This window comes from Chlorogloeopsis sp. ULAP02, assembly GCF_038404745.2.
Lineage (GTDB): Bacteria > Cyanobacteriota > Cyanobacteriia > Cyanobacteriales > Nostocaceae > Chlorogloeopsis.
The window spans coordinates 358,360-382,556 of record NZ_JAYKTT020000023.1; the positions used below are offsets into that span (position 1 = coordinate 358,360).

22 protein-coding genes and 1 pseudogene are annotated in these 24,197 nt (G+C 41.6%); 12 read left to right on the top strand and 11 right to left on the bottom strand.

The features are described 5' to 3' along the window. The first annotated feature begins 202 nt into the window (after nt 1-202). Both ppsA and U2718_RS11950 read left to right on the top strand, forming a co-directional pair. Nucleotides 203-2,725, top strand: a complete 2,523-nt coding sequence (gene ppsA / locus U2718_RS11945) for a phosphoenolpyruvate synthase (protein ID WP_342002948.1) — start codon at nt 203-205, stop codon at nt 2,723-2,725. Nucleotides 2,726-2,833: 108 nt separating this feature from the next. After that, nucleotides 2,834-3,325 (top strand): universal stress protein, encoded by a 492-nt coding sequence (locus U2718_RS11950; protein ID WP_342002947.1) that lies wholly within the window; start codon nt 2,834-2,836, stop codon nt 3,323-3,325. An 87-nt stretch (nt 3,326-3,412) separates the two neighbouring features. Here the strand turns inward: U2718_RS11950 and U2718_RS11955 are convergent. From U2718_RS11955 to U2718_RS11985, 7 genes and pseudogenes are all read right to left on the bottom strand, one after another. Next, nucleotides 3,413-3,640: pseudogene (locus U2718_RS11955) on the bottom strand (transposase); the annotation flags it as partial. Continuing rightward, the gene (locus U2718_RS11960; protein WP_342003242.1) at nt 3,591-3,848 is read right to left on the bottom strand and encodes a hypothetical protein; all 258 of its coding nucleotides are present in this window, start codon (nt 3,846-3,848) and stop codon (nt 3,591-3,593) included. The pseudogene U2718_RS11955 and the gene U2718_RS11960, both read right to left, overlap by 50 nt. A 272-nt stretch (nt 3,849-4,120) precedes the next feature. Continuing rightward, entirely contained in the window at nt 4,121-5,368 is a 1,248-nt protein-coding gene (locus U2718_RS11965; protein ID WP_342002945.1) for a cytochrome P450, read from the bottom strand. A 135-nt stretch (nt 5,369-5,503) separates the two neighbouring features. Further along, on the bottom strand, nt 5,504-6,184 hold the full coding sequence (locus tag U2718_RS11970; RefSeq protein WP_342002944.1) for a RibD family protein: 681 nt from the start codon (nt 6,182-6,184) through the stop codon (nt 5,504-5,506). Nucleotides 6,185-6,449: 265 nt separating this feature from the next. Next, nucleotides 6,450-7,403 (bottom strand): heme o synthase, encoded by a 954-nt coding sequence (locus U2718_RS11975; RefSeq protein ID WP_342002943.1) that lies wholly within the window; start codon nt 7,401-7,403, stop codon nt 6,450-6,452. Nucleotides 7,404-7,497: 94 nt separating this feature from the next. Beyond that, the gene (locus tag U2718_RS11980; protein ID WP_342002942.1) at nt 7,498-8,481 is read right to left on the bottom strand and encodes a heme A synthase; all 984 of its coding nucleotides are present in this window, start codon (nt 8,479-8,481) and stop codon (nt 7,498-7,500) included. Nucleotides 8,482-8,631: 150 nt separating this feature from the next. Next, entirely contained in the window at nt 8,632-8,757 is a 126-nt protein-coding gene (locus tag U2718_RS11985) for a hypothetical protein (protein ID WP_342002941.1), read from the bottom strand. 115 nt (nt 8,758-8,872) lie between these two features. Between U2718_RS11985 and U2718_RS11990 the strand changes: the two genes are divergently transcribed. The 3 genes from U2718_RS11990 to U2718_RS12000 all read left to right on the top strand — a co-directional run bounded on the left by U2718_RS11990 (nt 8,873) and on the right by U2718_RS12000 (nt 12,539). Next, nucleotides 8,873-9,955, top strand: a complete 1,083-nt coding sequence (locus tag U2718_RS11990; protein WP_342002940.1) for a cytochrome c oxidase subunit II — start codon at nt 8,873-8,875, stop codon at nt 9,953-9,955. A 127-nt stretch (nt 9,956-10,082) separates the two neighbouring features. Next, nucleotides 10,083-11,828, top strand: a complete 1,746-nt coding sequence (gene ctaD / locus U2718_RS11995) for a cytochrome c oxidase subunit I (RefSeq protein WP_342002939.1) — start codon at nt 10,083-10,085, stop codon at nt 11,826-11,828. 90 nt (nt 11,829-11,918) lie between these two features. Continuing rightward, nucleotides 11,919-12,539 carry a heme-copper oxidase subunit III gene (locus tag U2718_RS12000; RefSeq protein ID WP_342002938.1) on the top strand — a complete coding sequence of 207 codons (621 nt, stop codon included), beginning with the start codon at nt 11,919-11,921 and terminating at the stop codon, nt 12,537-12,539. A gap of 131 nt (nt 12,540-12,670) precedes the next feature. Here the strand turns inward: U2718_RS12000 and U2718_RS12005 are convergent, their stop codons facing one another. Then, entirely contained in the window at nt 12,671-13,525 is an 855-nt protein-coding gene (locus U2718_RS12005; protein WP_342002937.1) for a YdcF family protein, read from the bottom strand. Nucleotides 13,526-14,011: 486 nt separating this feature from the next. Here U2718_RS12005 and U2718_RS12010 point away from each other — a divergent pair, with 486 nt between their 5' ends. Then, nucleotides 14,012-15,493, top strand: coding sequence for an ArnT family glycosyltransferase (locus U2718_RS12010; protein WP_342003233.1), 1,482 nt, complete (start codon nt 14,012-14,014; stop codon nt 15,491-15,493). 233 nt (nt 15,494-15,726) lie between these two features. Here the strand turns inward: U2718_RS12010 and U2718_RS12015 are convergent, their stop codons facing one another. Next, entirely contained in the window at nt 15,727-17,769 is a 2,043-nt protein-coding gene (locus U2718_RS12015; protein WP_342002936.1) for a glycosyltransferase family 39 protein, read from the bottom strand. A gap of 200 nt (nt 17,770-17,969) precedes the next feature. Here U2718_RS12015 and U2718_RS12020 point away from each other — a divergent pair, with 200 nt between their 5' ends. Together U2718_RS12020 and U2718_RS12025 are read left to right on the top strand one after the other, a co-directional pair. Next, nucleotides 17,970-18,356, top strand: a complete 387-nt coding sequence (locus U2718_RS12020) for a nuclear transport factor 2 family protein (RefSeq protein WP_342002935.1) — start codon at nt 17,970-17,972, stop codon at nt 18,354-18,356. Nucleotides 18,357-18,378: 22 nt separating this feature from the next. Further along, entirely contained in the window at nt 18,379-18,564 is a 186-nt protein-coding gene (locus U2718_RS12025; RefSeq protein WP_342002934.1) for a hypothetical protein, read from the top strand. Between the two features lie 111 nt (nt 18,565-18,675). On the opposite strand, the gene U2718_RS12030 is transcribed toward U2718_RS12025, so the two are convergent. Then, a complete protein-coding gene (locus tag U2718_RS12030; protein WP_342002933.1) occupies nt 18,676-19,062 on the bottom strand; it encodes a VOC family protein in 387 nt (128 codons plus the stop codon). Between the two features lie 196 nt (nt 19,063-19,258). Beyond that, complete coding sequence (locus U2718_RS12035) at nt 19,259-20,506, bottom strand: VWA domain-containing protein (protein WP_342002932.1); 1,248 nt, start codon at nt 20,504-20,506, stop codon at nt 19,259-19,261. 239 nt (nt 20,507-20,745) lie between these two features. Between U2718_RS12035 and U2718_RS12040 the strand changes: the two genes are divergently transcribed. The 4 genes from U2718_RS12040 (at nt 20,746) to U2718_RS12055 (ending at nt 23,825) form a co-directional block, all read left to right on the top strand. After that, complete coding sequence (locus tag U2718_RS12040; protein ID WP_016872888.1) at nt 20,746-21,408, top strand: ATP-dependent Clp protease proteolytic subunit; 663 nt, start codon at nt 20,746-20,748, stop codon at nt 21,406-21,408. Nucleotides 21,409-21,516: 108 nt separating this feature from the next. Beyond that, nucleotides 21,517-22,110 (top strand): ATP-dependent Clp protease proteolytic subunit, encoded by a 594-nt coding sequence (locus U2718_RS12045; RefSeq protein ID WP_342002931.1) that lies wholly within the window; start codon nt 21,517-21,519, stop codon nt 22,108-22,110. Between the two features lie 244 nt (nt 22,111-22,354). After that, the gene (locus U2718_RS12050; protein WP_342002930.1) at nt 22,355-22,972 is read left to right on the top strand and encodes a J domain-containing protein; all 618 of its coding nucleotides are present in this window, start codon (nt 22,355-22,357) and stop codon (nt 22,970-22,972) included. A 190-nt stretch (nt 22,973-23,162) separates the two neighbouring features. Further along, nucleotides 23,163-23,825 (top strand): ester cyclase, encoded by a 663-nt coding sequence (locus U2718_RS12055; RefSeq protein WP_342002929.1) that lies wholly within the window; start codon nt 23,163-23,165, stop codon nt 23,823-23,825. The last annotated feature ends 372 nt before the right edge of the window (nt 23,826-24,197 follow it).

Below are 24,197 nucleotides of genomic sequence, written 5' to 3' on the forward strand. Positions count from 1 at the left end.
CGCGTAATATATATACATAATTATTATTGCAATCACTGCAATAGGAAAAAGTCAAAATTAAGGATTAGTCCCTAGTACCCAGCCCCTACTATCCTCACAAGTTCCTCAAATTGACTTCCTATAAACATAAGTGTGGGACGAGCCGAGCAAATTCACTCACTCCAATTCCCAATCAAGTAGCTTTATGTAAGGAAGCTCAAATATGCCAGAAATACTAGTTAGTCAACAATCCGTTAGCACAGTTGCTCAACAAAAAGCTCTGGTGTTACCTCTAAGTGAAGTTGGCATCGCAGATATTTCTTTTGTTGGAGGAAAGAATGCTTCTTTAGGAGAAATGATTCAGCAACTGAAGCCTAAAGGAGTAAAAGTTCCCAATGGCTTTGCTACGACTGCTTATGCTTACCGCTACTTTATTGAGGTGGCAGGGATAGAAGCGAAATTGCGCGAGATTTGTGCAGATTTAGATGTAGAAGATGTTAACAATCTACGCCAACGAGGCAAACAAGCCCGATATTTAATGTTGCAAACATCATTTCCAGAGGAATTGCAACAAGCGATCGCTCAAGCTTATCAAAATCTCTGCCAGCAATATGGTGCAGATACCGATGTTGCCGTTCGTTCTAGCGCTACCGCCGAAGATTTACCAGATGCTAGCTTTGCTGGGCAACAAGAAACTTATCTAAACGTTCACGGATTGGCATCTGTGCTAGAAGCTTGCCACAAATGCTTTGCTTCCATTTTTACCGATCGCGCTATTTCTTACCGTCAAATTAAAGGTTTCGATCACTTCAACATCGCCCTTTCGGTAGGCGTGCAAAAAATGGTGCGTTCTGACTTAGCAGCTTCTGGTGTTATGTTCTCTATCGATACCGAGTCAGGATTTAAAGATGCTGCCTTAATTACCGCCGCTTATGGCTTAGGTGAAAATGTTGTCCAAGGAGCAGTAAACCCAGATGAATATTTAGTATTCAAACCCACTCTAAAACAAGGGTTCCGCCCAATTTTAGCCAAGCGCTTAGGTACAAAAGAAATTAAAATGGTCTATGATGTGGGCGGTTCAAAGTTAACGAAAAACGTTCCAGTTGCAGCCAGCGATAGACAGCTATTTGCTCTGAACGACCAAGAAATTTTACAACTAGCACAATGGGCTTGCATTATAGAAGAACACTATTCACAAGTACGTGGTGTCTACACGCCAATGGATATCGAATGGGCGAAAGATGGCATCACTGATGAATTATTGATCGTCCAAGCACGCCCAGAAACAGTACAGTCTCAAAAGGTGCAGAATGTTTTGCGCACGTATCGCCTTTTGGAAGAGGATACGGAGATGAAAAAACACGGAGACGCGGAGAGTAAAAATGTCACCGCTTCACCGCGTCCTCTTTTCCCCGCGTCAGCAAAATTTCCCATAGTAACTGGGCGCAGCGTCGGAGAGATGATCGGACAAGGCAAAGCTAGAGTTATCCCAGATGTGCATCAAATTCATCAGTTTCAAGCAGGTGAAGTGCTAGTGACAAATCGCACCGATCCCGACTGGGAACCGATCATGAAAAAAGCCAGTGCGATTGTAACCAACTCTGGTGGACGTACCTGCCACGCCGCAATTATTGCCAGAGAATTAGGAATACCTGCTATTGTCGGTTGCGGTAATGCTACCACTGCTATTAAAACAGGACAAGAAATCACTATTTCTTGTGCAGAAGGCGAAACCGGAAAAGTGTACCAAGGTTTATTGCCTTACGAAGTGCAAGAAATACCCCTAGAACAATTACCTCGTACCCGCACTCAAATCATGATGAATGTGGGCAACCCAGAAGAAGCATTTAGCTACGCAGCTATTCCCAATGATGGTGTTGGGCTGGCACGAATGGAATTTATCATCGCCAATCAGATCAAGGCGCATCCTCTGGCACTACTTCATTTTGATGAACTAGATGATGAACTTGCAAAATACAAAATAGCGGAATTAACTGCTCAATATGAAAACAAGGCAGAATTCTTCGTAGATAAGTTAGCCCAAGGTATTGCTATTATTGCCGCCGCATTTTATCCCAAGCCTGTTATTGTCCGTCTGAGTGACTTTAAGAGTAATGAATACGCTAATCTTTTGGGCGGTAAAAAATTTGAACCTAAAGAAGAAAACCCAATGATTGGTTGGCGGGGTGCTTCTCGCTACTACGATCCACGTTACAGTGAAGGCTTTGCTCTCGAATGTGAGGCGATGAAACGAGTCCGTAATGAAATGGGTTTAACCAACGTCATTTTAATGGTTCCCTTCTGCCGAACTCCTGAAGAAGGTAGACGTGTCTTGGCTGAAATGGCGAAAAATGGTTTAGTGCGCGGCGAAAATGATTTGCAAGTCTATGTAATGTGCGAGTTACCCAGCAATGTTCTACTAGCAGATCAGTTTAGTGAAGTGTTTGATGGGTTCTCAATTGGGTCTAACGATCTGACACAATTGACGCTAGGACTAGATCGAGATTCAGGATTAGTTGCCCATTTGTTTGATGAACGTAATGAAGCAGTAATGCGAACGATTACCCAAGCGATCGCTACTGCCAAAAAATACCACCGCAAAATAGGCATCTGCGGACAAGCACCCAGTGACTATCCCGAATTTGCCCGATTTCTTGTCACACAAGGAATCGACTCTATCAGTCTCAACCCTGACTCTGTGCTTAAGACTCTCTTAGAAGTTGCTACCACAGAGCAAGATAGTTAATGGTTAATAGTTAATATTTAATGGAAGACTGGCAATTAACTACTAACCACTAATGTACAGATGCGATTAGTCGCGTCTGTACTAATTATTAATTAAGGACTAAATACTATGTTTCACAAAATATTAGTTGCTATAGACAATTCGGCGATTGGACAACATGTGTTTGATGAAGCCCTAAATTTGGCACAACAAGTTAGCGGAAATTTAATGTTGTTACACGTTCTCGATCCTTTTGATGATCGCTCCCCAAGTTCTATAGCTTTCCAAACAAATAGCCTCTATCCATCTTATCAAGCCGAAGCGATGAACTATTATATGGGACAGTGGGAGGCACTCAAAAAAGAAGGAATTGAGTTTTTAAGACTGTTTTATGAACAAGCGATCGCAAAAGGCGTAGCAACTGAATTTAGCCAAAATTTTGGTGAACCAGGTCGAGTAATTTGTGAATTAGCTCGGAAGTGGCAAGCTGATTTAATTATAGTAGGTCGTCGAGGCCGTAGAGGCTTATCTGAGTTTTTTCTGGGTAGTGTCAGTAATTATGTTCTGCATCATGCTCCCTGCTCAGTTTTAACAGTACAAGGGCCACTTACTCCACAGTAGAGAACAAGGGGACAAGAGGACACGGGGAGGTGGAGACACAGGGACAAACCAACAAGGAGAGTAATAAACCAACATGAGTTCGACGAACTAAAAAATAGCAGGAGGTAGAGCGGGTAAGTGTTTGGGATAAATATCAAGTGAGGGTTTTTTAGGCAAATAGGTGTACGCAATTAACCTGCTATCAAATTGACCAAAAAATTGAAAACACTCCAATGCCCTTGAATGTTCTATTTGACACAGGTTTTTCAGGTTGTCGTTGACTGACTCAATCACCACACGCTTGCGTAAAAGAATTTTGTCTATCAACCGAACTAGGCGATTGCCAACTCGTAAGCAGATGTAGTGTATAAAACTCTTTAAACGTACGATACCCACTCCCATGAAAGGCGTTCGCGCAGCGTGTGCGAAGCACTCTCACTATTGTCATCACTTCACTTAGATACATCCGCGAACGACTACGACGTTCTCCAGGTATTGCTGGTAGCTTTTGTGTCAAGTCAAGCCGAGATACAATAGTTTCCATCGCTGAGACTATGCTTCTCAGCCTTTTTTTGTACCATTTTTAACCCGTCGAACTCACGTTAGTTTATATCGCGAACAGGAAGGGAGCTATTAAAATGAAGACAAAGATATTATTAACTGGTTTCTAAAATAGATAGTAGATGTAAATTCTGTTTTATGTGATCGCTTTGATAATTGTACCGAAATATACGCTAGATATTTCCGCAATTATAAAGCGTACTGCTTGTTTGAGCCACTCTTATCAGGAGAAGAGCTCTAGGTATTTTTAAATAGTTACTCAGCTACCTTGTCAAACTCAATGTAGAGGTGCTTCAATCCCCGTAAGAGTATGTTTGGCAAGTGCTGATAATCTCCTTGCGCTAGGCGAATGTTCTTGAGGCGTAGCAAAAGACGCTCAAAAGCAATCTGCATTTCCTTGCGCGCCAACATAGCGCCTAAGCAAAAATGGATACCATGCCCAAAGGCCAGATGACTACCTGAATTCTGACGGCACACGTCGAAACGCTCGCCGCCCTGAAATTTTGCCGGATCGCGGTTGGCAGCATCAAAGCGGATCATCACTAATGATCCAGCAGGGAGTTCAACATCTGCTAGTTTTGTATCTTGCTTGACGACTCGCCACATCCCTGCTGTAGGAGTTTCCATACGCAGGACTTCTTCAACAAAATTCTCAAGCTTGGAAAGATCTGTTTGTACCAGAGCCATTTGCTCTGGATTCTGGGCAAGCAGCAGTATACCACCCGCGATCGCATTAGTGATAGTTTCATTGCCTGCTACCAATAGTTGCTGAATTATACTGAGCAGTTCGGCGATGTCGAGCGATCGCGTCCCAGCCACCTCTGACTTTACTAAGTCAGTGATCAGGTCATCCTTAGGTTCTAATCGGCGTGACTCAATTACATCGTGGAAATAATGCTGGAAGTCAACGACATCCTTGGCACACTCTATCTCCTGCTCTTTAGAGATCATGCGACCGAGGCGGGCAATAAAAGCATCAGACCATCGCTTGAACTTGGGCAGATCTGCTCGCGGCACACCTAACTGATCGGCAATCACTTTTACAGGTAGGGGTACGGCAAACTCGCTGACAAATTCGCACTTGTTCTTGTCGATGAAACTATCAATTAGTTCATCAGCGATCTGCTGAATCGAATCGTGCATTTTGTTGACGCGGGAAGGGGTAAATGCCTTATTAACTAATGCACGGAATCGCTCGTGTGCCGGCGGATCTGCTGTCAGCAGAGTGTTCATCTGTGGCCAGCCTTGGGCATAAATTTGCTGCAATTGTTCGTCTTGTTCCTGTTTCCCAGCCAGTAGAGCAGAGAAATTGCTGGAGAACAGCGCCGTATCTTTAAGAATTTCGACCACTAAATCATAGCGGGTAACTAGGAAGAGTTTGGCGTTAGTTGTGGGACTAGGTAGCTCCATCACTGGTGCCTCCTCCCGCGCCAGCTTGTAAAATTCATAAGGACATTTAAGGAGTTCGGGATCAAAGAAGTTGTAGTCTAAAAGCTGTTTCACATCCTGCTCCATCGTTTTAAAGGTGTTACTGATTAGCTATTTATAAGTAAAGCTTGAAAGCTGTAACAGGAAAATGCCTATAAGCTCGTCGAATTTAATTTAGGATCTAAAAAAAACATAAATCCTAAAAAATAATTATTTGATAGTACGATAGTGCAAAAACAACTCACTTCCAACCTGACGAGTCTCTATTAGTTGGAGATGAGGGGCTGCACGGGGAACAAAACCTTCTCCCTCTACTGGAGTTGGCGCATCTTGTCCTCCATAAATGACGGGCCAAATCGTCAACCACCAGTCATCGATTCGCCCTGCCTGCACCAAAGAAGCTGTTAAAGAGCCACCTCCTAGAGCAACAACCTTGCGGATGCCGCGTTCTGCCATTATGGTGTAGCCTCGATCCCAGTCTAAGTCGGTATCGCCCAGATCAATTAAATTAGCTACTTTGTGTAGAGCTGTTGTCTGGGAACTACGCTCCAAAGCTGTTCGGGTTGTAAATATCCATCGCTCAACGTCTTGCTGGAAAAAAGGCAGAGCCGGAGATAGTTCTAGTGAGCGTGAAACAACACAAGTGATGGGCTGGGGAGGCTGTCCCCGAACTTGACGTGCTGCCAACAATTCAGGATTGCTAATTGTAAAGGTTGTTTCCTCTGACCGAATCGTTCCAGCTCCTACTAAGATCAGATCTGCAAGCGAAACTTGATATTCTAAGTGTGCTTTATCAGCTGGATCTGAATCACGGGGTGCTCTAAGATCGACAGCACTGATTTTCCCATCCGCTGTCATAGCAAGAACTACAGTTGTTTGAATAGCTGTCATGGCTACTTTCTGACGCTTTGATCAAGTCTCAATTTATGGCATTTACTGCACAATGAAAAACTTTCCTTGGGAGTAGTATCACTGAGGTAAGTGAAGTTTCTAAGTAGCCATCATGAACTGGGTACACCAGAAAGGATGGCTACTTAGATCAAGAAAACACTCATACGCCGATCCAATACAGCAACGTTTGGTTTGCGATCGCTCCAACTAAAAACCGGGCTTTTCACAAACCCGGTTTCTATTAGCTTCAATTTTCAACTAAATTTTAGCTGAGAAAATGTAACTGACTAACTACAAAACTAATTGCTCGATGCGTCAGGGGAAGACTATCAACTACCATACCTAGACACAACAGCATCATGTAAGAGATTGAATAGAGAAATAATCCTCTAGCTAAATTGCGTTCTTCTGGATTTTGTAACAGTTGCCATGCTTTATAAATAAATAATCCTCCCAAATATAGGGCGATCGCTGCATAGACAATTCCAGTTTGGTGCAAGGGATAAATCAGTAACAGTGTTGCTACTACGGTTACCAAAGTGTAATACCAAATTTGCTGCACTGTTGCTTGATTGCCTGCTACTACTGGTAGCATAGGTATGCCTACTTTTGCGTAATCATCCCTAATCATCAATGCTAATGCCCAGAAGTGAGGCGGTGTCCACAAGAACACAATTGCAAATAATAACCATGCTGTCCAGCTTAGGCTACCTGTAACTGCTGCCCAGCCAACTAGTGTTGGTATTGCTCCTGCGGCACCTCCAATCACAATATTTTGGGTACTGTGACGCTTCAGTAAATGTGTATAAACTAAAACGTAAAAAACAATACCAGACATTGCGAGCAAAGCTGCAAGCAAGTTGGCAAATACAGTAAGTAGGGTAAAGGAGATAACAGCCAGAGCGATCGCAAACAGGAGAGCATCACGCGAGAGTATCCTACCTGAAGGGATGGGACGATGGCGTGTGCGCTCCATCTCGTAGTCAATATCCCTGTCGTAGATACAATTAATCACCTGAGCACTCGCAGCAGCTAGAGTGCCACCAGCTAGAGTTACTAGTAGAAGCATTGGATCTACTTGTCCTTTAGCTGCAATCCACATACTTCCAGCTGTAGTAATCAACAGTAATGGAATAATCCTGGGTTTAGTTAGCTGGTAGTAGCTTTGAAGAACTTGCAGAAATGTTTCATGCTGCTTCGAGACATTAGTCTCAATCATTTTGGCAATATTTCCTTTTGTGTTAACAACTTATAGGCTGCCGCTGCTTTTGTTAGCTTTTTTGAGTCTTAATCTGAAACCAAACTCACACAATTTAAGGCTTTGCTTCAGATACAGGTTTAGCGATCGCAGTAGCTGTATCAGGAATTATGTAAGCGTTGAGTTCCCGATTCATAGCCCAGTCACGCAGCGAGAGAACTGTAAAAACTACTAGAGTACCTAACAAAGCCGCTCCTACAGCTTGATGGGAGACTGTCAGTGGCTCAACTTGGAGATGTAACCGGAAGGTAGCAAATCCGATCAGAATTTGGAGTGTTAGCAATCCTCCAGCCATATTTGCCAGTTTCCGCAATGCTGGATGTAAAGCTGGTGTACGCCAAGCCAGAATGACAACAGCTAATGTTGCGGCTGTTGGCGGGATCAAACCAAAAATATGCGTGTACATGACATCACAAAGTTGGTAACCTGCGAAGCATTGATGTAATGCCCAGCGAGATCCGACTAAGGCACCGAGTAGACTTTGCACGTATACCAAAAGGGTAGCTGTCAAACCCACCCAAGGTAATTTACCAACAGTTCCAGTGCCTTGGTATGGGATGAGTGCAGTACCGATAACCATTAAAGTCGAAAAAAACAATAATGCCGTTCCCAAGTGAGCGGTGACGATATCAAACCGCAATAGCTGAGTCACTGTAAGTCCGCCCAATATGCCTTGGAAGACAATTAAAAATAGCGCAAATGTGGATGCCCAAGGTAGCCAGTGGGGTAAGGAGCGACGACACCACCAACAAATACCAACGAGTGCGATCGCACTCACACCAATTAGTGCCGCATCCAATCGGTGAAACCACTCCAAGAAAACTTGGAAATTCATTTGTTTGGTTGGCACTAGTTCACCGTAGCACAAAGGCCAGTCTGGGCAAGCCAGTCCTGCATTCATCACGCGGGTGGCACTGCCAATAGCCATTAGAATCAGAGTGGCCACGCACATTTTCCATACCAAACGACGAATTCGATCCTTTGGTTTTTGCTGTTCAACTGCCGTTAGATTTTGTTGTTCTAGGACTATCTCGCTCATGAAAGATACCTTTTGCCTACTTTTCGTGAGCTAACAAACTTCAAGGGTAATCAGTGTAGATCCTTCTCCACCCTAGCTTATATAAATCTGGACTAGAGATCGGCTCTCATTTATACTTTGAACCACCCTTGCTAGTTTCAGCTTGAAGCTTTAGGGATTTTTCCAATTGTCAGTAATCGATTGCTGCCAAGTCTTCTTGCCTTCGGACAAAATTCCTTGATTGGCATCCATCTTGTGGCATATCCAATTAATACGTTCTATTGAGGATAGAAACATCAGCTTAAAAATTAATAATGATTTCAGCTTCTGGTACTCAATGTCTGGCAGCCTAGACTACCGTAGTAAGTGAGCAGTTCTGTCCAACGTAGTAAAGTCATTAACTCTATCAACCGTGAAAATTCCAAGTTCCATCTGGACATTACTCATTGGCATTCTACTGACACTCGTCAGTCTTTGGTACGGTCAAAATCATGACCTTTTACCAAAAGCAGCCTCTGATGAAGCTTCCTTGGTAGACGGTCTATTCAATACAATGATGACCGTATCTGTAGGTATTTTTCTCTTAGTAGAAGGTGTTTTAATATACGTTATAATTAAGTATCGCCGACGTGCAGGTGACGATAAAGATGGTCTGCCAGTTCATGGCAACGTACCACTCGAAATTCTCTGGACTGCGATCCCGGCTATTATTGTTATCGGTATTTCTGTTTACAGCTTCGATGTCTATAACGAAATGGGTGGTTTCAATCCCCATGCTGTCCACGAAGCCCCAATGACACCGCAAGCGATGAAAATGCCAGGAGCGGCGATTGCGGCGACTTTAACCGATACACCACCGAACACAGAACCCAATCTCAATCAGGAAAAATCTGATCAGGCAATGGAAGATCCTGCCACAGCAGCAGTCCGCAATGCCGATCAAATCCCTCAAAAGCAGAATGCTCCTGGAGTAGGAAGTGTTGCTCCTACAATTGGCCCTACTCCTGACAAAGAAGGCAAAGCACCCGCGCTTACAGTTAATGTTACAGGTTTGCAGTATGCCTGGATTTTCACTTATCCAGAAACCAGTGTCACTTCTGGTGAACTGCACGTTCCTGTGGGACGTGAAGTGCAAATTAATATGACAGCTAATGATGTGATTCACGCTTTCTGGGTACCAGAGTTTCGTCTCAAGCAAGATGCGATCCCCGGACGGCAAAGCGAAATTCGCTTCACTCCGAGCAAAGAGGGTACGTATGCCCTTATTTGTGCGGAACTTTGTGGCCCCTACCACGGTGCGATGAGATCGCAAGTTGTCGTAGAAACACCAGAAACATTTGCAGCGTGGATGAAAGAACAGCAAGTTGCAAGCAATGAAACGCTCAATCAAGCAATTGCTGTAAATCCTGCGGAATTATCCCCAGCTGAATTTCTCGCACCCCATACTCACAACATGGGAATTCAGCCAGAAATACTACATCAAATTCACAAATAGTCATTAGGAGCCAGCGCGTTGGGCGGCTTTGCCGACTTGTAGCGACTGGCGTTCATAAGTCTTTAGTCATTAGGACACAAGACAAATGACAAAGGACAAATGACAAAGGACAAATGACAATAGATTTATGACACAAGCACAGGTACAAGAAAAAGCCAATATTCCTGCCGAAATTGAGGAACCAGGAATAAGAAAGTGGTGGGAATACTTTACCTTTAACACCGACCATAAAGTGATCGGTATTCAATACCTAGTTACCACGTTCATTTTCTACTGTATTGGTGGTGTGATGGCTGATTTGGTTCGCACGGAACTGCGAACCCCAGAAGTCGATTTTGTTACTCCCGAAGTCTACAACAGCTTATTTACGTTGCACGCCACAATCATGATTTTCTTGTGGATCGTGCCAGCAGGTGCGGGTTTTACTAACTACGTGCTTCCCTTGATGATTGGGGCAAAGGATATGGCTTTTCCTCGCCTAAATGCCTTAGCCTTTTGGATCATCCCCCCAGCAGGTTTAATGTTAATCGCTAGCTTAGTTGTGGGCGATGCACCAGACGCAGGTTGGACTTCTTACCCTCCCCTGAGCTTGGTAACCGGTCAGGTGGGCGAGGGAATTTGGATTATGAGTGTCCTACTTTTGGGTACATCATCCATTCTGGGGGCAATCAATTTCATCGTCACCCTTTTGAAAATGCGTACCCCTGGTATGGGGTTCCATCAATTGCCTTTATTCTGCTGGGCAGCTTTTGCAACCTCAGCGCTGGTTCTTTTATCTACACCTGTACTTGCGGCAGGATTAATTCTACTTGCCTTTGATTTGTTAGCAGGCACAACATTTTTTAATCCTACTGGCGGTGGCGATCCTGTAGTGTATCAGCATATGTTCTGGTTCTATTCCCACCCGGCAGTTTACATCATGATTTTGCCCTTCTTTGGGGTGATTTCTGAGGTGATCCCCGTTCATTCTCGCAAACCAATTTTTGGGTATAAAGCGATCGCTTACTCTTCTTTGGCAATTAGCTTTTTGGGCTTGATTGTCTGGGCGCACCATATGTTTACCAGTGGTATTCCTGGTTGGTTGCGGATGTTCTTTATGATCACCACAATGATCATTGCTGTACCCACGGGAATTAAAATTTTTAGTTGGTTGGGAACTCTTTGGGGTGGCAAACTTCACCTTGAACGCCCTGCTTTGCTGTTTGCGATCGGCTTTGTTGGCACTTTCGTAATTGGTGGGATCAGTGGTGTGATGTTGGCAGCCGTGCCATTTGACATCCACGTTCACGACACCTATTTTGTGGTGGCGCACCTGCATTACGTTCTGTTTGGTGGTAGTGTATTGGGCATTTACGCAGCCTTCTATCACTGGTTCCCAAAAATGACAGGGCGAATGCTGAATGAATTTTGGGGACAGGTTCATTTCGCCTTCACCATCATCGGTTTAAATATGACTTTCTTACCGATGCACAAGCTAGGCATGATGGGTATGAACCGCCGCGTCGCCCAGTACGATCCCCAATTTGCATTCCTTAACGAAATCTGCACTTATGGTTCTTACATACTGGCAGTTTCGACATTCCCCTTCATTATTAATGCGATTTGGAGTTGGATGTACGGGCCAAAAGCGGGTAACAATCCCTGGAAAGCACTAACCCTGGAGTGGATGACTGCTTCACCGCCAGCGTTTGAAAACTTCGATCAACCGCCAGTATTAGCAACAGGCCCTTATGACTACGGCCTAGAAAATGCAAGGGAAGGCGTTCCCCTATCTGATGCCGAACCAGTTTTGTCTGCTGGTACTAACTCCGTCTTACGTGCCAATCCAGACGAGCCTTATCCGGCGATCGCTGCTGAAACTGACGAGCGCTAATCAAGGCTGAAGGATGAAGTATAAAGGATGAAAACACTTCATAGTTTATACTTCACACTTCATACTTCACACCATTACCTTAAAAGATTCATGCAAAGTCAAACAGTTGACCCAGCAAAAGCAGAACTAAATTACCACCATACAGTGGAAGCCGCTCATCACGAAGAGCATCCAGATTTTCGTCTCTTTGGACTAATTATGTTCCTAGTCGCTGAAGGGATGATTTTTATGGGTTTGTTCGGTGCCTATTTGGCTTTCCGTTCGACATTGCCTGCTTGGCCTCCAGAAGGAACTCCTGAACTAGAATTATTGCTTCCCGGAGTCAATACCATTAATCTAATTGCCAGTAGTTTTGTCATCCACAATGCCGATGCCGCGATTAAAAAGAATAATTTGCGGGGTATGCAGATGTGGTTTGGGATCACTGCTGTGATGGGGATCGTTTTTTTGGTCGGGCAGCTGTATGAATACTACCATCTGGAATTCGGTTTGACTACGAACTTGTTTGCCAGTGCGTTTTTCGTTTTGACAGGCTTCCACGGACTACACGTTACTATTGGTGTTTTAGCGATTCTGGCTGTATTGTGGCGATCGCTTAAACCAGGCCACTATAGTAACGAAAAGCACTTTGGAATAGAAGCGGCTGAAATTTACTGGCACTTTGTAGACGTGATTTGGATTATCCTTTTCGGATTGTTATATATTCTCTAGAGGATTCTTGATCACTTGATACTCTAAAACTCTTAATTTAAAAGCCCCCCTGCTGGGGGTTTTTTATTGCATAAGTCAGAATTTTAGGACACCATCGCAGTTGCCAAGTAGCTTAGGATATCAAGAGAGTTTCAAGCCTGTTCCCTACCATAACTTCTATCTCCTGTAATCACCGAGTTGGAATTTTGTAGTTCCAACTGTGAAGAATTTTCTAATTTGGCTACTGGCGAATCTTGGTGTTGAGTTGTCAAGTCACGGGGAAGAAGACGTCCTTGTAAACCATAGCTAAGTAAACCCATAGACTCGTAAAACACAAGTACTGCTTTTTTTCTCTTCGGCAAATAATTTGGGAGAGGACTTGAATGGGGAATAACTTCAAATCCTAAATTGCGAAAAGTTAGCACAGAACGTAACATATGTGGAGGATCGGTTATGAGCAAAATTTGCTCTACTCCTCGTGGTTTCAATACGGAAGCGGTGAAAAGTGCGTTTTCTTTAGTAGTTCGAGAGCAGTGTTCTTCATCTAAAGCATCATCAGGAACACCCTGCGCTTTCAATTCCTCTACTATTTCTTGCCCATCTCCTGCACCACTGGCAAAAATCAAAGGTGCTCGCTGAGATTTCCAAAGCTCTGCCGCTACTTCTACACGAGCAGACCGAAATTGAGGCCCACGTCCCAAAATTACAATTGCGTCCGCTTTTGTTGTACCTGGATCGTTAGGAACAAATGCCCACAATCCTTTTTTAATTACTGCTGTTGTGAGCGGGAAAGTAATAATCAAGTAGAGCGCACACAAAAGGATTCCTAACCTGGTAAATAGACGTCGCCATCGCAACTCTCTCAAAAATGGAATAATCCAAGGTAAGAAGACTAAAGCTACACATACTAAAACAATTAGAGATGGTATCATCAGCCACTGATGAAGCGTTGACTTCAAAGCCAACCACTGGCTAGCAGGACGCTCGCATAAACTTGGATCAAGCATTTCAGTTTATTTGTCTAAATAAAATTGTATTTGTTGTAATACTAAACATCCATATTATGGCAGCTCTATCAATTGATTGACTGGAATACAGATTTAACTGCTATGGACTTAATATAAAAATTATCTAATAAACTATATTTATCTTTTTTTGTCAACATCTATTGACTGTTTGTAATAGATTTGCTATTTTTATTTACATAAGTTAACAATTATTAAAATAAAAACAAACTAAATACCTGAATTTCTCATCGGTATCTCCCAAGGTGCTAAACCCATACTACGCGAACGACATTTGGATTCCTCTAACTTGCCTCGGTTTAACAGCCGGGGTTTTTTATTGTCTCGTAATTTTTGTAGTGGGCACTGTTTACAACGTAAAAATAAGGGTTTGAGAAAAGTTAGCCAATGCCCACCTTACAGTTATATTTCTGGTTTGTTGCTAGGAGTATACTTCAGAAATCACCTAAAACATTTAGTCAAATTGCGATGAAAAAGATTATAAGGAAAATCCCTTTGGCTTATTTAATTCTTACTACTTTTTGGTTGAGATTAATTAATATAGGTTACTCAAATTATCAGGGAGATGAAATTAAGGCATTATATAGACCACAAGATGGTCAAAGTATGCTTAATTTTTTACTCACTCAAAGAAAAGGGCCGATTCAATTTTTGGTTACTTATTTTATGAGTTTTTTTAATCATAATTTTGAGCATGAATTCTTGCTTAGATTACCTTTTACGATAGCAAGCATATTTGCTATTTACTTCTTTTATAAATTTGTCAAAATTGAATTTGGGCAGAGAATAGCTCTTTATTCATCTTTATTCATATCCTTAAATGGTTTATTCGTTGCTTTTGCGAGAATAGTTCAATATCAATCGTTTGTGATTTTATTTGCTATTTTGGCTTTGTATTGTTTCAGTTTAGCTGACAAGTATAACAATTGGAGAATTTATGGATTATATTTAGGCATGTTTTTTTGGGCATTATCTATTCTTGCCCATTATGATGGCATCTTCATTGCTCCATTTGTCTTTTACCTAGTTTACAGATGGTATTTTAATAATTCAAATCAAATCAAGCATTTAATTTATAGTGTTATTATCTTCTTAATTTTAGTATCTATATTTTATATTCCTTTCTTTCTTTTCATTTCAGAATCTACAAAAGAATATTGGACAGAGAGGATAAGTAAACAATCTGTTAGTTCTACAAGAACTTTCATGACTTATAATCCGTTATTCTTGATATATATATACGCTATTTTGGGTTTAATGGGACTTTTCAAAATCAAAGAAAATTTTTCAGTTGTTCTATGGTTTTTATTTCCTCTAATATCATTAGAAACTTTAGTTGGTAATCCTGGCACACATATCTATACATACGTAATACCCTTCTGTATTTTAATGGCTTTTGGATTAGAAGTCATTCAATCTTTTATACAAAAGCAATTTTTCAAAAAATCACAATATATTAGTGTGTTTATTTTAAGCACAATATATATATCTTCTTTCTTTTTTTCTCATCTATTATTTATAGATAACAAACAAGAATATCCATGGGAAAACAAAAATTTTGTATTTTTTAATTTTAAAAGACAAAGCAGACAGAGCTTATTTGGTTTCCCTTATTACAGACACTGGGAAAAGGTAGGATCGTATCTTGAAAGTACAAAAAGTAATGTATACTTTATCACTAATGAAAAGAAAAGTATTACGAGATATTATATTCCTAGTAACTTCAAAAATTTAGAATTATATCCTTACGATGCCAATTCATATGAAAAAATATACGTAATATATATCAGAAATCCTCAAAGTGGAAACAAAAAAATTTTAGAGAAAGAACAAAGCTACTGGGAGGAACGATATCAACGAGTAAAAACTTTTTCTAATCATGGCAGAATTGTAACTACGATTTATCGATTGTCAGGTAGTGAATGGGAGAAAGTAGTTAAGGGTAAATAGTTAATAGCTAATAGCTAATAGTGAGTGACGTCTAATGTGAATTAGCCGAACTCACCTTGAGCCGCACTAAAGAATAGATTGATTGTAAAATCCAATTTTATTGTGATAACGACCACAGATAAACACAGATGCACACGGATGGTTTATCTGTGTTTATCTGTGTCCATCTGTGGTCGATTTTTATAATATGATTTTTGCTTGCCATTTTAATTGACATAAAACACTACTAACTATCACCTTATCACTTCATCAATAACTGCTCGTCCGAATTCTTTTCCTTGGCTGGGAGAAAACCATCCCACTTCAATTTGGTAGCGTTGCTGTGGTTTAACTGGAGAAATTTTTAGTTTGTGAACATCTCGCAGGATTGTGCCTGGGCTAATTTGTTCTGGAACTATATATCCGTTCAACAAAGGTGTATTAGCAAGTTTATTTAGGCTATTATTGTCCTCGCGCAAACCAATTTTGAGTTGAATATCTGGCGTTAATGGCGCGAGAAATTGCCAGTAGAATGTGATAATTAAATCTTCAGTGGCAGACAATTTAGTTTGATTTAAGTCATAACCTAGTAGCCGCACTTGCTCGCCAAAAGACAAAGATAAAGGAAACTGAATGCGTTTTATATCTTCAGCTAAGGGTATTGAACCAGGATAAACCCAAACATAGTCAACATCATGAAACCGCACACTATATAAAGGTTGCTGCACTGCAAAGTAAGCCAGCATCTTTGGTTCTGGGAGTTGGCGCTGCAATTGATTTTTGTAAAATACCACTCGATTAGCCTGTGTCCAAGGGTGAATTCCAGATGGGATACGTTTGTCTATTGGTAAGGTTTGACCTTGGAAATAAGTGGAAAAATATCGACTATACCAACTAGCTACTTTAATTGCTTTTACATTTGGTGATTGATTCAACCATTGTGCAGCTTTTTCTAGACCTTCTCCTTGACCAATCATAAATATATTTTGGGCTACTTTCACACCACCCAGCAAAGGATTGTAATAAGTCAGGTAATGGGGATAGTGGGGTAAAAGGAAGATTAATTGTAAAAGTAATAGAACTACTGCTGTTAACGGGGCGCGATCGCTAGAGAAATTGGGAAGATTTGTCGTGCGATCGCCTATCCAATTTTCAACCCAAGAAATTATTTTTAGCCAACCAACTGCTGCGAGTAACCCTAGTATAGGCAAGCAAAGATTAATATAACGGTCAATTTTACTGTCACTTACAGATAGTATCAGCAGGACGCATAGAGAAATCAGAACAAGTGCTGCCAACTCAGGCACTTTCTGTTGCTTTTGCCGCAACCCTGGTATGAGCAATACTGCACTCGTTGCCAACAAACCTACTTGCAGTACAGGTGATAGACGATATGCCAGCACGAGCGGATAGAAAAGAATTCCTGGCGAATGGGTAAGTTGCCCCAAGAAAAAAAGAAATCCGCGATCAGACTCGTCTAGTATACCCTTGTATATCTGAGTGAAAACATATCCGGGTGAAACCCACATTGCTGGGAAAATGAGGGTAAACACTACTAAAATAGTAGCTCCCCAAAGTGCAAAGCCCTGAAATTGACGCTTCCAGCCCTTTTTGGGAAAACTACTCTGCCAAATTCCTAACTCAATCAACACTATTAACAGAGCAATAGCAGCTAGTAAAAATAATGCAGTTATTTTCGCTGCCGTTGCCAATCCCAAAAATACTCCCGAAACTAGTAGAGATTTGCGATCGCTATCTTTTCGCAAATATGAGAGAAACAGCAATATAGCCAAAACAGCAAAATCAGCTTGTAGGGCATCTGTGGTGATAAAGCGTTGATATGCTAAAAAAAATGGTTCTAACAGCAGCAGGCTAATGGTACATAGAGCTACAGCTTGATTAAATAAACGCTTGCTGAGTACATATAAATACACCATACAAGCAGAAGTGATTATTGCTTGTACTAGGCGAGGAATTATATACAAGGGAATGGGAAACTCTTGAATATTCAAGCAAGCGCCCAAATCTGAAGGCAAATCTATACCTAAAAAGCCAGGGAAAAGCTTGTGCAGCGAACAATTCAACCACATACTGATGCCACTGAGCCACATGTTGGGAACCCCAGGATGGTGCTTGAGAAAAGTACGAGTTAAATCTCCTTCCAACAAACGTTTGATAAACTGACTGCCGCGATATATCCACAACCCCTCATCCGTATTCAGGGATGCAGTAATTGCCAAGGTACGTAGTGCGAATGAGATGAGGAAGATGGCAAGCAATAAAGGGGAACGTTTCATTAGGGCAAAAAAATCGCCTGTAACTCTGGGATAGTTTATCAGACGGGGATACATAAGTAGAAGGCAGATGGCAGAAGGTAATAAAAGGCTGTTTCTGCCTGCTTTTGTGCAAACACTTAAGTGACTGACAATATGATAAGAGCGATCGCTTTTTGAGTACGGTAATAAGTAAGTAGACTGTCCAGAAGGAAAGTACTGAAATGAGCAACCTTGACATTGTAAAGCGTCTGTACACAGCATTTAGCGATCGCGATCAAAATACCATTCTTCAAATATTCGATCCCAATATAGAGTGGATACAAAACGAAGGGTTTCCGGGTGGTGGCAGACATTTTGGGGTAGACGCAATTTTGAATGATGTCTTTGCCAAGTTTCGCTCGGAGTGGGATACATGGCAAGCAGTTGTGGAGGAATGGTTAGACGCTGGCGACACAATTATCGCTTTAGGCGAATATCGTGGTATTTACAAATCAACAGGCAAATCCACAAAAGCTGCATTTGCTCACGTTTACAGACTCAAAGATAATCGCATTGTCAAATTTCAGCAATATACGGATACGCTGAAAGTCGCTGAAGCAATGCAGTAATCACACTTCATCAGGAGACGGAATGGGGCGATCACTTCGAGTTAAACTATGTTCTCAATGCAATCAACCTGCATCAGTTCTTTATCGCCTTAAGCATGAAAAGGATGGGGATTGGATTTTTGTATGTCCTCAATGTTGGCAACAAGTCAGTGAAAATAACCCATTTTATATTTATGGTGGAACCTGGAAAGCCCAGAAAAAGAGTTAGCACCTTGAATTTTTGGCGGTGCGGCGCTTGGCGGCAACACACCCTACACTCAACTACACTCAACTTGTCTTTACTATATTTCGTCTTCTTTAAAATAAATTATTAACTAATTTACCGCTCATAAATTTCTAATGGTAAAGCATCTGGATCTTGAAAGAAAGTAAATCGCTTGCCAGTAATTTCATCTCTTCTAATATCTTCTACTTCAATACCCTGAGCTTGTAAATCACGTACAGTTTTATCGATATCATCAACTTCAAATGCCAAATGTCTTAATCCACAAGCTTCTGGTTTACTTACTCTTTGTGGAGGATTAGGAAAAGAAAACAATTCGATTTGGCAATTATTACCAACTTGTAAATCTAATTTATAAGAGTTTCTAGCTGTCCGAAAAGTCTCATTTATAATTGAAAATCCTAAAATTTCTGTATAAAACTTTTTTGATTTTTCATAATCTGAACAAATAATTGCTACATGATGAATTCCAGTAGTTTTCATTTCTAGGTGTTAATGGTTAGTAGTTAGTAGGGGCGGATTTTGCCGATGATTTTTCGGTTTAAACAGACAATTTATCTTCTAAACCCGCCCGCACAGTGGTTAGTTGTTCTCTCCTCATCTCCGTGTCTGCATGTCCCCTTGTCTCCATGTCCCCTTATCCTCAAAATGGGGGCAGGCGATTTGCCTACCCCGGATACTATTCATCCTGCAAAACCGTCTTGGAAACAATTCTGGTTTTTTTGCGATCGCTTTCCGATAATTCTTCTCCTGCTTGCAAGCGGGTGGCAGAAGTTTGTAAAACCGTTGCTGCACCTACATCCCCCATCTGTAAGGCAGTTTTGGCAGCAGTTTGCAACATTGTTGCCGCTCCAGCGCGATCGCCTTGTTGCAATTTCACCTCTGCTAGTTGGGTTTGCCGATACTTAGCTAATGCCAGAATATGCTGCTGTACTTCTGGATTGGAGTCGCTTTGATAAGCCGAAAGCACATTTACGTTCACCGTTATATTTTCTGTCACTAAGCCTGTCTTGTTTTGTGCCGGATCGTCGTAACGTACTTGTAAATTGGCAATAGCTTGTTTGCCCTGCGGAAACTGCCCCAAATAAAGATTTAACAAAACAACTCGTTCCGTATCCTTCATCAAATCACCCAGGCGTATGGTATAACGTCCATCAGCTTCCTCTTGCACTGGTAACTCAATTGTATCTGGAGAAACTTGGGCAATCGGTTTTAGTTCAGCTAACCGCACCTTCGGCATTAAAGAGAAAATTAAATAAGCATTAGTCAATCCCACTGCTTGCATGCGGTTGAAAAGGCGGCTAAATTCATCTACTGCTTGTTCTGGTTGCTGAATATAAGAAAGCGTACCGCCACCAGCATCAGCTATTTTTTCCAAAATATCTTGGTTCCAATTGTCACCAAATCCCAAAGTATTTAAAGTTAAACTGTAGCCAGTAGCCAACTGGGCGAATTTCAAACAACGTTTGTTGTCACCGTGTTCATTTTCGCCATCAGTGAGTAGAAACGCTTGGGAAATAGCTTCTTTTTTCCCCTTCGCCAATTCCTCAATACCCAAACGCAACCCTTCGTCAATAGCAGTACCACCATCGGCAGCAAGACGATTGATTTGTTGTTTAATGCGTTCTTTGTCTTCGATCGCTTGATTAGGTACTAAGACTTTGGCACGATGATCGAAAACTACTATACTCAAGCGATCGCCTGGCTTGAGTCTGTCAAGAATGCGAATTGCGGCTTTTTTAACAGTTTCTAGTGGTCGTCCGCTCATAGATCCACTATGATCCAAGATTAAGCATAAATTCAGTGGCACATCACGATCCATTTGTTCTGCGATCGCAGAAACAGAAATTGCCAACTGACGTTGACTGTTCATTTGACTGGCATCCAAATTGCCATCATTTAGTTTAGGCAGCAAACTAACCTTCATAGTTTAAGGTTCCGAACCAGGATATACCATATTTATAAATAACTTCAGGATGCAATATCTGCTCTACGGAAAAGCAATCAAGCAAAGATACATTAATAATATTGACAATAATTTAATCACAAGTGTTACTTAAAGGCAGAAAAATCCTGCTTATGAGCGAGAAATCCGCACCTCCAGATGAGCTTGCATCGCGCTAGGATGTATTACAGTTAACGGCTTTAATTCAGGCAACAGTTGCTATGGACATTTCCCCCATCAAGGCTGTGCAAGCCCCCTATTACGGCGATAACTTCTACCGCACGCCACCGCCAGATTTACCTTCTTTATTATTGAAGGAGCGAATTGTCTATCTTGGTATGCCGCTGGTGCCTGCTGTGACGGAACTTATCGTTGCTGAACTACTGTATTTGCAGTCTGACGATCCAGAAAAACCGATTAAAATCTACATCAACTCCACTGGCACTTCCGGTTATAGTGGTGAACCGATTGGCTTTGAGACAGAAGCTTTTGCCATTTATGACACGATCAAATACATCAAGCCTCCTATTCACACCATCTGCATCGGGATGGCAGTAGGTATGGCAGCAATGCTCCTCAGTGCCGGAACAAAGGGATGCCGCGCTAGTTTACCCAACGCTAGTATTGTCTTGCACCAACCCAAGAGTTATGCTCAAGGTCAAGCAACTGATATTCAAATTCGCGCTAAGGAAGTACTAGCTAACAAGGCAACAATGTTAGACATTCTTTCTCGCAATACCGGGCAGCCCAAGGAAAGAATTGAGAAGGATATGGATCGCCTCTTTTATATGACTCCTAAGCAAGCTGTGGAATACGGCTTGATTGATAGAGTCTTTGAAAAAGAAGAACTCGCTCACCCTCCTGTACCTGCGAGTATTCTTTAAAGACAGAAGGCAGCTATGCTGGAGGCAGAAGAGTAAAAAATTAATCTTTCATACTTCATCCTTCATACTTTACCCACCTCCCAATAATTTATATACGGAGTAGTAAAAATGCCTATAGGCGTTCCTAAGGTTCCCTACCGGATGCCGGGGGAACAATTTACACAATGGATTGACATTTACAATCGTCTTTACCGAGAACGTATTATCTTCTTGGGACGAGACATTGACGATGAAATAGCCAATCAAATTATTGCTGTCATGCTGTATCTGGATTCCGAAGATCCAGGTAAGGATATTTATTTATACATCAACTCCCCTGGTGGGATGGTTACCTCTGGCTTGGCAATTTATGACACCATGCAGCACATCAAATCTGATGTGGTAACAATTTGTGTGGGTTTAGCAGCTTCGATGGGTTCTTTCTTGCTAGCAGCTGGCACTAAAGGCAAACGATTGGCGTTGCCTCACTCACGGATTATGATTCACCAGCCTTCTGGCGGTACTCGCGGGCAAGCAACCGATATCGAAATTGAAGCGAGAGAAATTTTGCGGATTCGCCGTCAACTCAATCAGATTTACGCTAACAATACTGGTCAGCCTTTGGAAAGGATAGAAAAAGACATGGATCGTGACTTTTTTATGTCTGCCCAAGAGGCAAAAGACTACGGCTTGATTGATAGAGTTATTGAAGAACGCCCGTAGTTAGGACTAGGGACTAGGGGCTAGTGGGAATGTGGGATAATAACCACTAACTACTGTACGGGCGGGTTTTAATAACAATCCCTCTAGGATGACAAAATATCTAAATAAACCCGCCCCTACTAATGACGAATGGACGAATGACTAATCATTAACCTTTAAAATTGGCAATTTGGTCTTTATCATTGGTACCTAAAGCATTATGCTTTAACCTAATAGTTCATATTCGTGCTTCTAGTAGCTGAAGATGGATCTTGGAGATTGCTACCGTTTATTGGGTTTAAGATCGGGAGCTTCCTTTGCCGAAATCAAGGCGTCTTATCGCCGATTGGTGCAGCAATATCATCCTGATATCAACCCAGATGATAAAAAAGCGAAAGAAAAGTTTATTGCCTTGACTGAGGCATACAAGTTGCTATTGGAAGTTGTACCTCCTATCTCAATACCGCAACAGTCAACTCAATCATCAGGGGCAACTCCTCAGGAAATCACAAAAACTTACTCAGAACAAATTTCTAACCAAACGCCACAGCACAAACCAAAACCACAACCGCCACAAGCATCAGAAATAGAACAGCGTTTGAAGTGGAAAACTTATGAGCAATTGCAGCAGTTTTTGAAAGCAAGAAGATTTCCGCAGGCGATCGCACTAGCAGAAGCTTTGGCAGAACGGATGCCAGAAGATGCGGAAGTACGGCAGTGGCAAGCTATTGCTTATCAAATTTGGGGAAGAGCGCTGATTGCACAAAAACAGCTACCTAAAGCCAAAATCTATCTGCAAAAAGCTTTAAAAACTGATCCCCATAATAAGGCTTTATGGGATGAAATACAGCTTGACTTCCAAAAGCTAGAACAACTTTTGTGATGATAAAGTTCTTTGCAATACGCTTTTCAAAATACAGCTCCCCGACTTTTCTAAAAAGTCGGGGAGCTTTAACAAAGGATATTTTAAGTTTAATAGAGTTGTTTTACTTAATATAAACTTTTGTATAATTTAATTTACGGGTTTGCAGCACACATTTTATTGTAAACAAGACTTGATTCAGAACATAGCAATGAGTGACTCCAAATCTTCAGAATTGCCTTTATGGGTACAAGATAGAGAGATTGTCCTTGCTAACGATGAGGGAGTTGAGTGGCGAGAAGGGCAACGTCCAGATTATACCTACACTAATCAATTTCTTCACAAAGAGAGTCAGTATCAGCATTCGGAAGGTTCTTTAGAAGCGATCGCTCAAAACTTAGTCCGAACTTTTGAGATGGAAGCATCTCACAAATCCAATCCTCAGCAATGGCTTTCCATTGTTAGCGATCGCTTTAGAATGAGTAGCAATGGAGGAGCGCAATACACAGCCCAGGAAGTGGCAAAAGAAGGAACTTATAACTTGTTTTTAGGTGAAAGCGAACAGTACAGTTCCAAATCAGAAACTTTTGAATCTTCTTTTGAAATGTTTCACAAAGCCTTTCCCAATGGTTTTTTATGGGAACTAACAGAAGTACTTTCAGGGCCACCAAATGTTACCTTTAAATGGCGGCATTGGGGAAAATTTAGCGGTTCTTTTCAAGATTATGCACCAACAGGAGAAACAATAGAAGTAGTAGGCGTAAGTATTGCTCGCGTTACAGAAGATTTGAAAATTGAGTCTTTAGAGCATTATTTTGATAACAGCGCATTTCTGCAAAAATTAACCACAGGTGGTTGTCCTTTTCACTCTTAAAATTAGGGCGATCGCTAATTGATCTAAACTTTGACTTTCAAATCAGACGCTCATATGATAAGTCAGATAACGAGGGAATGAAAATATTTCTTTTTCCCAACCCTGTTCCCCGTTCCCTATTTTCACAACAGCAGGGATAGGTTTATACTACTTCTCTTGAAGATGGCTACCGACAATGATGTGGTGATTGATGTGTAGCAATATTTGGGGGAATTAGTATTACTCTGGTATTGCCTTCGCCAAACTTCCCTGCCAATATAGATTTTATCTAGAAATATCCTACGCAAAACCCTACTTTACGAGAAAGTTGCCATATCCCGATCATTGACATTATATTCGCATGAACTACTCCGACCTGCTATCGCTGAGGTC